15 protein-coding genes and 1 pseudogene are annotated in these 13,370 nt (G+C 64.5%); 14 read left to right on the forward strand and 2 right to left on the reverse strand.

Annotated features, from left to right (window positions below):
• Window positions 1–267 precede the first annotated feature (267 nt).
• Both J2R78_RS17845 and J2R78_RS17850 read left to right on the forward strand, forming a co-directional pair.
• Window positions 268–1,365, forward strand: a complete 1,098-nt coding sequence (locus J2R78_RS17845; protein WP_092080939.1) for an HD-GYP domain-containing protein — start codon at window positions 268–270, stop codon at window positions 1,363–1,365.
• 243 nt (window positions 1,366–1,608) lie between these two features.
• Entirely contained in the window at window positions 1,609–2,898 is a 1,290-nt protein-coding gene (locus J2R78_RS17850) for a cytochrome P450 (RefSeq protein WP_253605903.1), read from the forward strand.
• A gap of 102 nt (window positions 2,899–3,000) precedes the next feature.
• Here the strand turns inward: J2R78_RS17850 and J2R78_RS17855 are convergent, their stop codons facing one another.
• Window positions 3,001–4,581, reverse strand: a complete 1,581-nt coding sequence (locus J2R78_RS17855) for an AMP-binding protein (RefSeq protein ID WP_253605905.1) — start codon at window positions 4,579–4,581, stop codon at window positions 3,001–3,003.
• A gap of 209 nt (window positions 4,582–4,790) precedes the next feature.
• Window positions 4,791–5,210, reverse strand: coding sequence for a VOC family protein (locus J2R78_RS17860; protein ID WP_057015344.1), 420 nt, complete (start codon window positions 5,208–5,210; stop codon window positions 4,791–4,793).
• A 204-nt stretch (window positions 5,211–5,414) separates the two neighbouring features.
• Between J2R78_RS17860 and J2R78_RS17865 the strand changes: the two genes are divergently transcribed.
• The 12 genes and pseudogenes from J2R78_RS17865 to J2R78_RS17920 all read left to right on the forward strand — a co-directional run bounded on the left by J2R78_RS17865 (window position 5,415) and on the right by J2R78_RS17920 (window position 13,346).
• Window positions 5,415–6,386, forward strand: a complete 972-nt coding sequence (locus J2R78_RS17865) for a tripartite tricarboxylate transporter substrate binding protein (RefSeq protein WP_016843619.1) — start codon at window positions 5,415–5,417, stop codon at window positions 6,384–6,386.
• 171 nt (window positions 6,387–6,557) lie between these two features.
• Window positions 6,558–6,845, forward strand: a complete 288-nt coding sequence (locus J2R78_RS17870) for a DUF3551 domain-containing protein (RefSeq protein ID WP_375166783.1) — start codon at window positions 6,558–6,560, stop codon at window positions 6,843–6,845.
• A 130-nt stretch (window positions 6,846–6,975) separates the two neighbouring features.
• Window positions 6,976–7,431, forward strand: coding sequence for a helix-turn-helix transcriptional regulator (locus J2R78_RS17875; RefSeq protein ID WP_253605907.1), 456 nt, complete (start codon window positions 6,976–6,978; stop codon window positions 7,429–7,431).
• A pseudogene (locus tag J2R78_RS17880) lies at window positions 7,416–7,778 on the forward strand (SRPBCC domain-containing protein); the annotation flags it as partial. The gene J2R78_RS17875 and the pseudogene J2R78_RS17880, both read left to right, overlap by 16 nt.
• An 18-nt stretch (window positions 7,779–7,796) precedes the next feature.
• Window positions 7,797–8,534, forward strand: coding sequence for a thioredoxin family protein (locus J2R78_RS17885; protein WP_253605909.1), 738 nt, complete (start codon window positions 7,797–7,799; stop codon window positions 8,532–8,534).
• Between the two features lie 144 nt (window positions 8,535–8,678).
• Window positions 8,679–9,035: a DUF1428 domain-containing protein gene (locus J2R78_RS17890; protein WP_028335567.1), complete on the forward strand. Its 357-nt coding sequence runs from the start codon at window positions 8,679–8,681 to the stop codon at window positions 9,033–9,035.
• A 128-nt stretch (window positions 9,036–9,163) separates the two neighbouring features.
• Window positions 9,164–9,781: a hypothetical protein gene (locus tag J2R78_RS17895; RefSeq protein ID WP_057015349.1), complete on the forward strand. Its 618-nt coding sequence runs from the start codon at window positions 9,164–9,166 to the stop codon at window positions 9,779–9,781.
• Window positions 9,768–10,190 carry a transcriptional regulator gene (locus J2R78_RS17900; RefSeq protein ID WP_253609847.1) on the forward strand — a complete coding sequence of 141 codons (423 nt, stop codon included), beginning with the start codon at window positions 9,768–9,770 and terminating at the stop codon, window positions 10,188–10,190. Before J2R78_RS17895 ends, J2R78_RS17900 begins: the two co-directional genes overlap by 14 nt.
• Window positions 10,191–10,220: 30 nt before the next feature.
• The gene (locus tag J2R78_RS17905) at window positions 10,221–10,961 is read left to right on the forward strand and encodes a di-trans,poly-cis-decaprenylcistransferase (RefSeq protein WP_057015350.1); all 741 of its coding nucleotides are present in this window, start codon (window positions 10,221–10,223) and stop codon (window positions 10,959–10,961) included.
• Window positions 10,962–11,074: 113 nt separating this feature from the next.
• Window positions 11,075–12,601 carry a magnesium-protoporphyrin IX monomethyl ester anaerobic oxidative cyclase gene (gene bchE, locus J2R78_RS17910; protein ID WP_253605911.1) on the forward strand — a complete coding sequence of 509 codons (1,527 nt, stop codon included), beginning with the start codon at window positions 11,075–11,077 and terminating at the stop codon, window positions 12,599–12,601.
• A gap of 211 nt (window positions 12,602–12,812) precedes the next feature.
• Window positions 12,813–13,136, forward strand: coding sequence for an aminoacyl-tRNA deacylase (locus tag J2R78_RS17915; protein ID WP_253605912.1), 324 nt, complete (start codon window positions 12,813–12,815; stop codon window positions 13,134–13,136).
• Between the two features lie 54 nt (window positions 13,137–13,190).
• Window positions 13,191–13,346 carry a response regulator gene (locus J2R78_RS17920; RefSeq protein WP_225162097.1) on the forward strand — a complete coding sequence of 52 codons (156 nt, stop codon included), beginning with the start codon at window positions 13,191–13,193 and terminating at the stop codon, window positions 13,344–13,346.
• Window positions 13,347–13,370 lie beyond the last annotated feature (24 nt).

Consider the following 13,370-nt stretch of genomic DNA (forward strand, 5'->3'; position numbering starts at 1 on the left):
GAGAGCACGAGCTCTCCGGCGTTTTTCTTTGCTTCGCGCGTCGGCCGGGCAGTGACGGCATCAACTTCGACGCCGCAAAAATTCATGATTCGCTGCCGATCTGCGCAACTGCATCGATTTCCGGCCGGCCTGATTTTGCTGGCGGATTCGGCGATCCCTCAAATTGTATCCATTGCGCTTAAGCGCCGTTCAGCATCCCCATTAAGTCGGAGGGAACGCATCGTCAGGTAGCGTCCCGGCGTCGGTCGTTACCGCGACGGGGATTTCATGACAGCCTTAGCCAACAACCAGACTTCGAAGCGCCGCCTCCTGCTGGCGTCAGATCGAAGCGATCAGAGCAACGAGCTCGCCAACATCCTGCGTTCGGTGGGCGAGGTCGATACCGTTCCGACCTCTGACATTCCCGAGCAGCCGGCCCGCGATCTCTCCGGCATCGTCGTCGACATCAACCTGCGCTCGCCCGAAGCCGTGCAACTCGTCCGCGCCAAGCTGCAGGCCGACGCCTATCGCGAGATGCCGCGGCTGTTCGTGCTGGCGGATGCCTTGCATCACGCCTCGATGCAGGCCTGGGCGCTCGGCGCCACCGACACGATCTCGCGGCCGTTCGATGCGCGCGGCATCCTGCAGCGCATCCGTGCCGCCTTCCCCGACGACAGCGGTTATGACGAGACCGATCGCGGCAAGGCGCTCAACCGCGGCGTCGAAGCTGCGCACGGCGTGATGGTCAAGATGTTCGAGCGGATGCGCGCCGGCGAGCCGCTCAAGTTCGAGGACATCGTCGCCGCCGAGAACAAGATCCTCAAGGCGATCAAGCACAACTCGCTGCGCGAGTGGCTGACCACGGTCGGCTGCCATCACCAGGAGACCTATCGCCACTGCCTGTTCGTGACCGGTTTTGCGGTCGCCTTCGCGCAGCATCTCGGCATGCGCGACGACGATCAGCGCCGGCTCGCCCGCGCCGCGCTGCTGCACGACGTCGGCAAGGCCTTCGTGCCGGTCGCGCTGCTCGACAAGCCCGGCGCGCTGACGGTGGAGGAAATGGCCGAGATGCGCGAGCATCCGCGCCGCGGCTACGAGGCGCTGTCCGCGCAGGGCGGCTTCCCGCCGGAAATGCTCGACGTGATCCTGCATCACCACGAATTCCTCGACGGCACCGGCTATCCGAACGGCCTCAGCGGCAACCAGATCAGCGACATCGTCCGCGTCACCACGATCGTCGACGTCTATGCCGCTTTGGTCGAGAAGCGCGCCTACCGCCTGCAGTTCACCCACGCCAAGGCGTTCTCCATGATGGAGGAGATGGGCGGCAAGCTCGACCAGCAATTGCTGCAGGCGTTCCGCCCGGTGGCGTTCGGGCATTATTGAACTCCAACGGTTTTTGTCGTCATTGCGAGCGAAGCGAAGCAATCCATCGCTCCGCGTGTGCGGGCCGATGGATTGCTTCGTCGCGGAGCCTGTCATCGGGCGCGCGTTCGCGCGACCCGTTGGCTCCTCGCAATGACGCCTTTGGCGGGGATCCTAGCCAATCAACGCAAGTCGTCCTCCTTACCTCCGCCTAGATTCCGGTGATCATCGGCAGGACCGATGCTCCGACGGGTGAGGACGATCATGGATACGGCAACGACCGGGGATTTCGACATCCCCGCCGACATCGCGGCAACCCTCGTCGATCCCGTCGCCTATGCGGACGACCGCATCCACGACAGCTATCGCTGGCTGCGCGCCAACAACCCGCTCGGCATCGCGCGGCCCGAGAAGTTCGATCCGTTCTGGGTGGTGACCAAGCACGCGCATATCCAGGCGATCAGCCGGCAGAACGAGCTGTTCCACAACGCCGATCGGCCGACCACCCTGACGACGCAGGCGCTCGAGGAGCGCGTTCGCAAGATCACCGGCGGGCCCAATTTGGTGCGCTCGCTGGTGCAGATGGACGCGCCAGACCACCCGAAATATCGCGCGCTGACGCAAGGCTGGTTCATGCCGGCCAATCTCGGCAAGTTCGAGGCCCGCGTCCGCGAGATCGCGCGCGCCACGGTGCAGCGCATGCTCGCGAGGGGCGGCGCCTGCGACTTCGTCGAGGATGTCGCGCTCGGCTATCCGCTGCACGTCATCATGGAGATCCTCGGCGTGCCCGAGGCGGACGAGCCGCGCATGCTCAAGCTGACCCAGGAGCTGTTCGGCCCGCAGGATCCCGACACCGCGCGCGTCCGCGACGCGCTGAGCGCGGAGCAGGTCTCGGCGATGCTGCAGGCGATCATCGCCGACTTCTCCGCCTACTTCCGCAAGATCACCGAGGATCGCCGCCAGCACCCGCGCGACGATCTCGCCACCGTCATCGCCAACGCGAAGATCGGCGGCGAGTACATGCCGGAGCACGATCAGACCAGCTATTACATGATCGTCGCGACGGCGGGCCACGACACCACCTCATCCTCGACCGCCGGCGCGATCTGGGCGCTGGCCAGGGACCCCGCGGAATTCGCCAAGGTGAAAGCCAACCCGGAGTTGATCCCGGGCCTGGTCGACGAGTCGATCCGCTGGATGACGCCGGTCAAGCATTTCATGCGCTCGGCCACCGCGGATACCGAGCTCGGCGGCCGCAAGATCGCCAAGGGCGATTGGCTGATGCTGTGCTACGCCTCCGGCAATCGCGACGAGGAGGTGTTCGAGGACCCCGATCGCTTCCGCAGCGATCGCAAGCCCAATCGCCATGTCGCGTTCGGCTATGGCGCGCATCTCTGCCTCGGCCAGTACCTCGCCAAGCTCGAGATGCGCATCCTGTTCGAGGAACTGCTGCCGCACCTGAAGTCGCTGTCGCTCGACGGCGAGGTGAAGATGACGCAGGCCTATTTTGTCAACGGCCCAAAGAAGCTGCCGATCCGGTTCGAGGTGAATTGAGTACTTGTCATTCCGGGATGGTCCGAAGGACCAGGCCCGGAATCTCGAGATTCCGGGTTCGATGCTAACGCATCGCCCCGGAATGACGCGATCAAGTCCGCCTCACTCCAGCATCTTCCTGAGCTCCGCCTTCGCGACCTTCTCCAGCGTCGAGCGCGGCATCTCGTCGACGAAGCGGATTTCGCGCGGCAGCTTGAAGTCGGCGAGGCCTGCACGGCAAGCGGCCATGATGTTGTCGTGGAGGTCGACGGGCAACGCGGCGACGCCGGCTTGCGGGATGATGAAGACGACGGGCACCTCGTCCAGCATCGGATGCTTCTTCGCCACCACGGCGGCTTCGCGTACGCCCGGCACCACCGCGATCACCTGTTCGATCTCGGAGGCCGCGACATTCTCGCCGCCGACCTTCAGCATGTCCTTGGAGCGGTCGCCGAACTTGATGTAGCCGCGCTCCAGCATCGTGACGCGGTCGCCGGTGATGAAGTAGCCGTGCTCGTCAAAACTCTCGCGCGTGGCCGTCTCGTTGTGTAGATATTCGGCGAACAGCGACAGGCCGGGAATGCCCTTGATCAGGAGATTGCCGGTCTCACCGACGCCGGTCGGCGCGCCGTCGTCATTGACGATGCGGATTTCGTATTCGGGGGCGGCGCGGCCGATCGACATCGGCGTGTTGGGCTGATCGACCTCGCCGATGATGCCGTGGGTGATGGTCTCGGTCATGCCCCACCAGCCGATGATCTTGATGCCGAACACCGCGAATGCCGGCGGCTCGTTCACGGCAGTGCCCCAGAGCCGGAATTTGTGCTTCTTCGGCACCTCGTGCTCGAGCAGCGCCTTCATGCAGAACGGGATCGTCGAGGTCCAGGTCGAGCCGTGCTCCAGCGCCACCGGCCAGAAGCGGCTCGCCGAGAAGCGCGGCTGGATCACACAGGTCGCTCCGACCCACAGGCTCGCCAGCATCGAATAGGCCAGCGCGTTGGTGTGGAACAGCGGCAGATAGGTCTGGTGCACGTCAAAGGCGTGCAGATCCTGATGCGCGGCGTTGATCTTGGCGCCCCACAGCGCGTTGGCGTGGGTCCATAGCACCGCCTTCGGCCGCGACGTGGTGCCGGAGGTGTATTGTACACTGCAGGGGGCGAGCGGATCGGTTGGGCGACGTGGCCGGTCGGCACCGTCGGCAAACAGCGCGTCAAAACTGTCGCCGCGCGCGGGCGGTTGTGCCGGCGTTTGCCCGGCGTCGTGCGAGGTCACCGCGATCCAGCGCAGGCCCTTGCAGTTGGCCGATATCAGCTCGGCATAGGCCGGCTGGGTGATCGCGGCGACCGCGCCGCAATGGCCGGCAAAATATTCGATCTCGGCGGCGGCGGAACGGGTGTTGGTGGTGACCGCGATGGCGCCGAGCTCGACGCAGGCGAACCACGACATGATCGCCTCGACGCAATTGTCGAGATGGATCAGGACGTAGTCGCCTTGCCGGATGCCGCGCTTCGCAAGGCCCGCAGCCAGCGCGCCGACCCGCTCATGGAATTCGCCGTAACTCCAGCGCCGTGCCGGCGCGTCGAACGGCGCCCAGATCAGGAATGGATGGTCGCGGCGCACCTCGGCGCGCATCCGCAGCAGCCATGGCACGTCGAGCCCCGCAAACGGTCCCACGACGCCTGGTGCTGGATTCGAGTTGGCCATATGTCCTCCCGCGCAGCCTTGTCGGCCGCCATTGGTCTTGGTTGGGAGCAGTTCTGCCATCGGTGTGCGCCGAGAGCAAATCGGGATTTGCAAAGCGGTTTTGCGCTGAAGCAATCTGTTCCGCCGCGCGGAAGAGTTCGACTTATTCGCGGCATCCGTCATCGGGCGCGCATTCGCACGCCGCGCCGGCTCGCAAGGACGAACGAGAGCTAGGTCGCGTTCTTCTCGTACGACGAGATCTCGATCAGGCTGCCGTCGGGGTCGCGGCAATAGACCGAGCGCAGCGTGCCGCGCGCGCCCTGCTTCGCCACCGGGCCTTCCTCGATCCTGACGCCATTGGCCTTCAGATGTGCGACCACTTCCTCGGGCGTGCTCGAGGTGAGGAAGCAGAGATCGTCGCTGCCGGCCGCTTCGTGATCGGCGGTGAACCAGTCCACCTTGTCGGCATCGCGCGGCCGCACATTGATCTTCTGGTTGCCGAACACCAGCGAGGTGCGCGGTGTCTTGCCCTTGCCGGGGTCGAACACCTTCACCTCCATGCCGAGGATCCTGCTGTACCAGGCAACCGAGCGCACGACATCGGTGACGTTGATCACGAGATGGTCGAGGCCATTTACCTTGACGGACATGATCGATCCTCTTCGGTCCAGAGTACTTTCGAGCGATGTGGTCGCCGGTTCTGGTGCGATCAGAGCCGAAGCTTAGTCTTTCGTCGCGGTCGGCGGCGCACGTGTCGCACTGGTCGCTTCAGGCATTGTTTGTTAAAACCGCGCCGCACGCAACGCAACAGAAACGGGCAGGGCGCCAAACCCTGCTGGATTGGGAGAAGCTTCATGATTTCACGCCGTACCGCGCTGGGCCTGATCGGGTCGGGGATTTCGACATTCGCGATCGGCCGCGCTTCCGCTGCCGACTATCCGGCGCGGCCGGTGCGCTGGATCGTGGGTTATCCGCCGGGCGGCGCCACCGACATCATCGCGCGCCTGGTCGGGCAGCGGCTGTCGGAGAGGCTCGGGCAGCAATTCGTGATCGAGAACAAGCCGGGCGCCGGCAACAATATCGGCACCGAGGCGGCGATCAATGCCGAGCCGGACGGCTACACCGTGCTGCTGGTCAATCCGGCCAATTACATCAACGCCTCCCTTTACGCCAATCTGAAGTTCAACTTCGTGCGCGACGTCGCGCCGGTTGCTTCCTTCAATCGCGTGCCGAACGTGATGACCGTCAACAAGGACGTGCCGGCCAAGACCGTCGCCGAGTTCATCGAATATGTGAAGGCCAATCCTGGCAAGGTGAACATGGCCTCTTCCGGCAACGGCACCTCGGTGCATCTCTCCGGCGAGATGTTCATGGCGATGACCGGCTGCAAGATGCAGCACGTGCCGTATCGCGGCGCCGCGCCCGCGATCACCGACATGCTCGGCGGCCAGGTGCAGGTGATCTTCGACAACATGCCCTCGATCATCCAGCACATCCGCTCCGGCGCGCTGCGCGCGCTGGCTGTGACGTCAACAGAGCGATCCTCGCAACTGCCCGATGTTCCGTCGGTCGCCGAAACCGTGAAGGGCTACGAGGCGAGCGCGCTGTTCGGCATGGGCGCGCCGAAGAACATGCCGAAGGAAGTTATCGCCAAGCTCAACACCGAGATCAACGCCGTGCTCGCTGAACCCGACATGAAGAAGCGCCTGGTCGAGCTCGGCGGCGATCCGCTGATCCAGACGCCGGAAGCCTTCGGCAACGACATCAAGGCCGAGACCGACAAGTGGAAGAAGGTGGTCGAGTTCGCCGGCCTCAAGGTAGAGTAGGCCCCGCAAGAGGCGCGATGCTGGATCGCGCGGGACAAACGTGGCCCGCGTGGTACAGCCGGTCCCTGGCCGAAACCGGATTCGTCGGCCTTGACGCGGAATAAAATGACCTTCAGGAACCTTATCAAAGATGCCGCACCTGGCTAACTGCGGCGTCCGAGGAGCCGGATCATGCGCGCATCGGGATTGGCAATGCTTGTTCTGGGAACGATGACGCTCGCAGGCGCGGCGGGTATCACGCCCGCTTCCGCCGATCCTTATGACTACCCATGGTGCGCGCAGGGCCCGAGCCTGGGTTATCCCGGCGAATGCGCTTACCGGACCTACCAGCAATGCCTCGCGAGCGTGTCCGGCCGCTATCTCTATTGCGGCGAGAATCCGCGCTTCCTGTTCAGCGAACCGCCGCCGCCACCACCGGGCCGCTATCAGCGTCGGCACCGGACCGTATATCCCGACTAGCGTTGCGGCATCACTGCAAGGCAGTCTGTCGCCACTGTTCCTGACGTTCGTCCCTCGCGTCGGGTCCATGCTGACGTGATCGTGAAGCCGCGCACTTGACGTCACGCCGTTTGCGCCTATACTAAACCACATGGTTAAGTATCAGGACGAGACGCTGGACCGCACCTTTGCGGCGCTTTCCGATCCCACCCGTCGCGCGCTGCTGGCGCGGCTCGGCGACCAGGAAAGCCTGTCGGTGAGCGAGCTGGCGCAGCCATTCGCGATGTCGCTGCCGGCGATCATGAAGCATCTCGACGTGCTCACCGATGCGGGTCTCGTCGCGCGCGAAAAGACCGGCCGCACAGTGGCGTGCCGGCTCACCGCACAGCCGATGGAGCAGGCGATGAACTGGCTCAATCGCTATGCGCAATTCTGGTCCGACAACCTCGACCGCCTTGCCGCCTTTGTGGAGGAAGAACCATGGCAAACCAATCCGCAGTCGCCGCCGACGCCGGCCTCGCCGCGCGTCCAAGCCTCACCCTCACGCGGCGCCTCCGCGCACGGCCGGAAAAAGTCTACGCCGCGTGGACCGAGCCGGAAAATCTAGCGCAGTGGTTCGGACCGGGTGGGGTCAAGCCGGCCACGACGCGTGCGGAGCTCGATGTCCGCGTCGGCGGACGCTATCGCATCGGATTCATCGGCACCAACGGCGAATATCACGAGGTCGGCGGCGTCTATCGTGAGGTGGTGCCGAACGAGAAGCTGGTGTTCAGCTGGGCCTGGCATTCGACGCCGGAGCGCGAATCCGAGGTGACGATATCGATCAAGCCCGATGCCGGCGGTACGTTGCTCACCTTCCATCACGCGCAGTTCGTCGATGAGGCCGCGCGCGACAACCACCAGCGCGGCTGGACCGCATTCCTCGGCAATCTGGAAAGCTTCGTCGACGCCTGACCTGCAAAGGAGCATCCCATGCAACAGCACAAGATCGTCTCGCGCGAAGAATGGATCGCAGCCCGCAAGGCGTTGATGGCCGGTGAGAAGGAACTGACCCAGGCCCGCGAAGCGCTCAGCCGGCAGCGCCGCGAACTGCCCTGGGTCAAGGTCGACAAGGACTATGTGTTCGACGGGCCGGGCGGCAAAATGACGCTCGGCGATCTCTTCAAGGGCAGGCCGCAACTCGTGGTGCAGCATGTGATGTTCGCGCCGGAGTGGGACGCGGCGTGCAAGAACTGCTCGTTCTGGGCCGACGGTTTCGAGCGCATGGTTCCGCATCTCGCCGCGCGCGACACCACGATGATCGCGATCTCGCGGGCGCCGCTCATCAAGCTCGACGCATTCAAGGCGCGGATGGGCTGGACCTTCGACTGGGTCTCCTCGGGAGAGAGCGACTTCAACTACGATTACGGCGTGTCGTTCACGCAAGCGCAGATCGATGCGGGGAACGCGAAATACAATTATGGAACGACGCCGCTCTATGGTCCCGAACTGCCCGGCATCAGCGTGTTCTTCCGCGATGAGACAGGGAGCGTGTTCCACACTTACTCGACCTTCGCGCGCGGCCTCGACATGATGAATGCCGCCTATCACTATCTCGACCTGACGCCACTCGGCCGCCACGAGGAAGGATTGCCCTATCCGATGGATTGGGTGCGGCTACGTGACCAGTACCAACCGGCGCCGGTTCAGGCATCCTGCTGTCACAGCTGATCGTCATTGCGAGGGGCTCGCGACAAAATTGCAGGGCAATTTTGCGTGGAAGCGACGAAGCAATCCATCTTCAGCGTTTGGAGAGATGGATTGCTTCGCTGGCGCTCGCAATGAGAGGGAGCCCAAACAGCAGGAAACCGCCCAATGCCTTACGTCGATGGATTCATCGTCGCCGTGCCGAAGAAGAAACTCAAAGCCTATGCGCAACTCTCGAAGAAGGCCGGTAAGGTCTGGCGCGAGTATGGCGCGTTGGATTATCGCGAATGGGTCGCCGACGACGTCAAGCCGGGCAAGCTGACCTCGTTTCCGCAGAGCGTGAAACTGAAGGCCGGCGAAACCGTCGTGTTCGCCTGGATTACCTACAAGTCGCGCGCCCAGCGCGACCGGATCAACGCCAAGGTGATGGCCGATCCGCGCCTGGCATCGATGAGCATGGGTGACGTGCCGTTCGACGGCAAGCGGATGATCTATGGCGGCTTCGCCAGCCTGGTGAAGGTCTGACGCGGCACGGTTTCGCCGCAATCCGCGCAGTAACCAGCTGTTAAACATCACGCTCGGCAAGCCGCGCGATGCCGCTTGCGTTTACTTGGTGATCCCGTATACTTTGCAATACAAAGTTCAGGCGAATCATGCGTGACCTCGACAAGGCGTTGGCCGATATCCTCGCCATCCGCAGCCAGATTGCGGCCGGAACGGCGTTCCGCGGCTACGGTCCGGCAACCGTCGCCGCCACCAGCGGCATCGCGCTGGTCACGGCGCTTGCGCAATATCTCTGGCTCGCCGATCCCACCGCTCATCCGATCGCGTTCCTCGCAGGCTGGGCGGCGGCCGCGTTGGTCTCCGCCGTGCTGATCTGGATCGAGATGCAGGCGCGCTCGCGGCGGCATCATTCCGGCCTTGCGGACGCGATGGTCCAGCAGGCGATCGAGCAGTTCGTTCCCGCGGCGATCGCCGGCGTGCTGCTCGCGATCCTGCAATGGAAGTTCGCGCCCGAGACGTTGTGGATGCTGCCCGGCCTGTGGCAGGTGCTGGTCAGCCTCGGCGTGTTCGCTTCGGTCCGCCTGCTGCCGCGCACGATCGCGCTCGGCGGCGCCTGGTATTTCCTGTCGGGCTTCACGGTGCTCTTGATCGCAAGCCAGAGCCACGCGCTGTCGCCCTGGACCATGGGACTGCCATTCGCGATCGGCCAGTTGCTGCTCGCAGCGCTGCTCTATTTCGCTTCCGGAGGCCATGATGCCGAAGACTGACCTGACCACCGCGCCGTTCGCCTATGACGGCCTCGACCGCGTCATCCACGAGAAGGCGCGGCTCGGCCTGCTGACCTCGCTGATGGCGCATCCGAAGGGGCTCGCCTTTGCCGATCTCAAGCAGCTCTGCGGCCTGACCGACGGCAACCTCAGCCGGCACCTCCAGGTGCTGCAGGAGGCCGGTCTCGTCGACGTCATCAAGGGCTATGAAGGCAATCGTCCGCACACCACCTGCCGCCTGACCAAGAGCGGTCGTCGCCGCTTCCTCGACTATCTCGCCGTGCTCGAGCAGCTGGTGCGTGACGCGGCCAAGGCCGCCGGCACGGCCGAGAGGGCCGCCGGCACGGCAGAAAAGGCCGCCGGCAAGGACGACGGCGCAGCTGGCCGCCTCGGTATCCAGCCGGTTTGAACCATCTCATTTTTGTCCGGAGACTTTGTGATGCAAAGTAACGTCGCGCTCAAGCCGGAAGCCGCCTTCAGGCTCCATGTCGGCATCATCATGGATGGCAATGGCCGCTGGGCAACGCGGCGCGGCCTGTCGCGCCTGCGCGGACACGAGGCCGGCGTCGAGGCGATCCGCCGCATCGTCGAGGCCGCACCGGACCAGGGCGTCGGCACGCTAACGCTCTACGCCTTCTCGAGCGACAATTGGCGCCGTCCGAAGGCCGAGGTCGCGGCGCTGATGGGGCTGCTGCGGTTCTATCTCGCCAATGAGATCGCCGCGCTCGTGCGCAACGGCGTTCGCCTCACCGTGATCGGCCGCCGCGACCGGCTGCCCGACGGCATCGCCGCCGCGATCACGCGCGCCGAGGCCGAGACCGCCGGCGGCACCACGCTGCATCTGCGCATCGCGATCGACTATTCGGCGCGCGACGCCATCCTGAACGCCGCCGCGCGCGCGGCCGGCGCCGGCGAGCTCAGCCGCGAGACGTTCTCCGATCTCATTACCGGCGAGGCCGGGCTGCGCGACGTCGACCTGATCATCCGCACTTCGGGCGAGAAGCGGCTGTCGGACTTCCTGCTCTGGGAGGGTGCCTATGCCGAGCTGCATTTCACCGAGCGGATGTGGCCCGAATTCGATGCCGACGATCTCGCCGACGCACTCGGCTCCTTCCATCGCCGCGAGCGCCGCTTCGGCGGACTGACCGCGATCGCGCCGGCGGAGGTGCCGAACCTCTAGCGCGTCAAGCCGCGCCAACTGCTCTCTTCCTAAAGCCCGGCCGGCGGGTTGGGCTCTCTCTCACAAGATGCGGGGACGAACGATCACGCCAACCAAAGCGGGAGCGATCATCCATGCGCATTCTTCTCATCAATGTACCGCATCCGGCGATCGGCAGCCGGATCCCCGACGACCATCTGCCGCCACTCGGCCTGCTGTCGATCGGCGGCCCCCTGATCGATGACGGCCACGACGTTGGTCTTATCGATGCCGAGTTCGGGCCGATGCCGGTCCAAGCCATCGTGGCGGAGGCATCGAGATTTGCACCGGATGCGGTGCTGTTCGGCCATTCCGGCTCGACGTCGGGCCATCCTGTCATCGCCGAGGTGGCGCAGGCGGTCGTCAAGGCCGTGCCCGGTGTCCGGATCGTCTATGGCGGCGTGTTTCCGACCTATCACTGGCGCGACATCCTGCGCGAGGAGCGCTACGTCACCGCGATCGTGCGCGGCGAGGGCGAAGAGACCGCGCGGCGTCTGATGCGGGCGCTGGAGGCCGGCGAGGATCTTCGCATCATCAACGGCATCGCATTCCGCGACGATTATGGGCCGCGCGTCACGCCGCCTGCGCCTGTCATCCGTGATCTCGATGCCTATCGCATCGGCTGGGAATTGATCGATCACGCGCGCTACAGCTATTGGGGCGGCCTGTGCGCCGTCGTCGTGCAGTTCTCGCGCGGCTGTCCGCATCTCTGCAATTACTGCGGCCAGCGCGGCTTCTGGACGCGATGGCGGCGTCGCGATCCCGTGCGGTTTGCGAAGGAGCTGGCGCGGCTCCATCGCGAGCACGGCGTCAAGGTGATCAATTTCGCCGACGAGAATCCGACCGTCTCGAAGAAGGCGTGGCGGGCCTTTCTCGAGGCCTTGATCGCGGAGGATGTCGATCTGATCCTCGTCGGCTCGACCCGCGCCGACGACATCGTGCGCGATGCCGACATCCTGCATCTCTACAAGAAAGCGGGGTGGCAGCGCTTCCTGCTCGGCATGGAGAACACCGACGAGAAGACGCTGGAGCTGATCCGCAAGGGCGCGACCACCACGATCGATCGCGAAGCCATCCGCTTGATGCGCCAGCACGGCATCCTGTCGATGGCGACCTGGGTGGTCGGCTTCGAGGAGGAGACCGATCGCGATCATTGGCGCGGTCTCAGGCAGCTGTTGTCCTATGATCCCGACCAGATCCAGATGCTCTACGTCACGCCGCATCGCTGGACGCCCTATTTCCGTCTCGCGGCGGAGCGGCGCGTCATCCAGACCGATCGCAGGCTCTGGGACTACAAGCATCAGGTGCTGGCGACCCGGCACATGCCGCCATGGCGCGTGCTGCTCTGGTTCAAGTTCACCGAGATGGTGCTGCAGTGCCGCCCGAAGGCGCTGCTTCGCGTGCTGCTTCACCGCGACGCCGGACTTCGTCACGCGATGCGCTGGTACACGCAGATGGGCCGCCGGGTCTGGCCGCACGAAATCCTCGGCTTTCTGCGCGACAAGAGGTTGAAGAACGGGCCCACCGTGCAGGAATTTTGGGGCGCGCCGCAGGATATGGAGGAGGAATCGATGTCGTCGCACCGGCCCGAGCGCCGCGTCGGCGCATCACGCGCGGCGTAAGTCGATACCGTCTTGTCGGGTTCTGGATAACTGGCGCTGATGACTGGACGCCTGAGTCATCAGCGCGATAATTTCCAGGTCGGCTGCGCAGAACAAAAAGAACCGTGGCGGTCGAGGCGTCGAGTTGAGCATACAGGTTGCGATCTTAAAAATATTGGCCAGTCACGTCCGCGGCAAAGCCACAATCAATTCACTCAAGCACGATCTCGCCGTGCTCTCATCGAGCGGCGACGATTGGCATGCGCGGATCAAACGTCTGGCGTCGCGGGTCCCCGAACTCGACATCTTTAGCCATGGCTATGTGCTCCGTGACGTCGAAGGCTGGGAGATCACATCGGCCGGTAGCGAGTTCCTGCGTGCACTGGAAGCGGTCACGCAAGACAATCTGCCGTCCGCGCCATCGGCCGATACCGTAATCCGCGCCGAGGGCAGGCTGATCGTGGTCGGTCACCGCTTCAAGAATCGGGTGCGGGCACCGAGTGATCCCGAACAGAGCACATTGGCGCGCCGCCGGCCGATCCGCGAGCCGCATTGAACCTCACTGCGCTGCCCGCGACCTACCTTCGGGAGGTGGCTCCGGAGGTCGCAAATGACTGCTTTGGCTCAATCGATCGCACGCGCGTTTCCGGCCAATTCGCTTCGGAGCAGCATCGCCCGGCATGTCCTGCTGCTTGCCTCCGCGGTCCTGTTCGTCGCGGCGCTCAGGGCAAGCTACGGCCTCGATCTCAGCGCTGGTCTCTTCTAGCCGCGCGACAAATTATCCGGCCTC

The organism is Bradyrhizobium sp. USDA 4538 (assembly GCF_024171045.1).
GTDB lineage: Bacteria > Pseudomonadota > Alphaproteobacteria > Rhizobiales > Xanthobacteraceae > Bradyrhizobium > Bradyrhizobium australafricanum.

Coding starts and splice junctions, on each gene's coding strand:
- J2R78_RS17845 (WP_092080939.1), top strand. CDS start 268: ATGACAGCCTTAGCCAACAACCAGACTTCGAAGCGCCGCCTCCTGCTG.
- J2R78_RS17850 (WP_253605903.1), top strand. CDS start 1,609: ATGGATACGGCAACGACCGGGGATTTCGACATCCCCGCCGACATCGCG.
- J2R78_RS17855 (WP_253605905.1), bottom strand. CDS start 4,581: ATGGCCAACTCGAATCCAGCACCAGGCGTCGTGGGACCGTTTGCGGGG.
- J2R78_RS17860 (WP_057015344.1), bottom strand. CDS start 5,210: ATGTCCGTCAAGGTAAATGGCCTCGACCATCTCGTGATCAACGTCACC.
- J2R78_RS17865 (WP_016843619.1), top strand. CDS start 5,415: ATGATTTCACGCCGTACCGCGCTGGGCCTGATCGGGTCGGGGATTTCG.
- J2R78_RS17870 (WP_375166783.1), top strand. CDS start 6,558: ATGCGCGCATCGGGATTGGCAATGCTTGTTCTGGGAACGATGACGCTC.
- J2R78_RS17875 (WP_253605907.1), top strand. CDS start 6,976: ATGGTTAAGTATCAGGACGAGACGCTGGACCGCACCTTTGCGGCGCTT.
- J2R78_RS17885 (WP_253605909.1), top strand. CDS start 7,797: ATGCAACAGCACAAGATCGTCTCGCGCGAAGAATGGATCGCAGCCCGC.
- J2R78_RS17890 (WP_028335567.1), top strand. CDS start 8,679: ATGCCTTACGTCGATGGATTCATCGTCGCCGTGCCGAAGAAGAAACTC.
- J2R78_RS17895 (WP_057015349.1), top strand. CDS start 9,164: ATGCGTGACCTCGACAAGGCGTTGGCCGATATCCTCGCCATCCGCAGC.
- J2R78_RS17900 (WP_253609847.1), top strand. CDS start 9,768: ATGCCGAAGACTGACCTGACCACCGCGCCGTTCGCCTATGACGGCCTC.
- J2R78_RS17905 (WP_057015350.1), top strand. CDS start 10,221: ATGCAAAGTAACGTCGCGCTCAAGCCGGAAGCCGCCTTCAGGCTCCAT.
- bchE (WP_253605911.1), top strand. CDS start 11,075: ATGCGCATTCTTCTCATCAATGTACCGCATCCGGCGATCGGCAGCCGG.
- J2R78_RS17920 (WP_225162097.1), top strand. CDS start 13,191: ATGACTGCTTTGGCTCAATCGATCGCACGCGCGTTTCCGGCCAATTCG.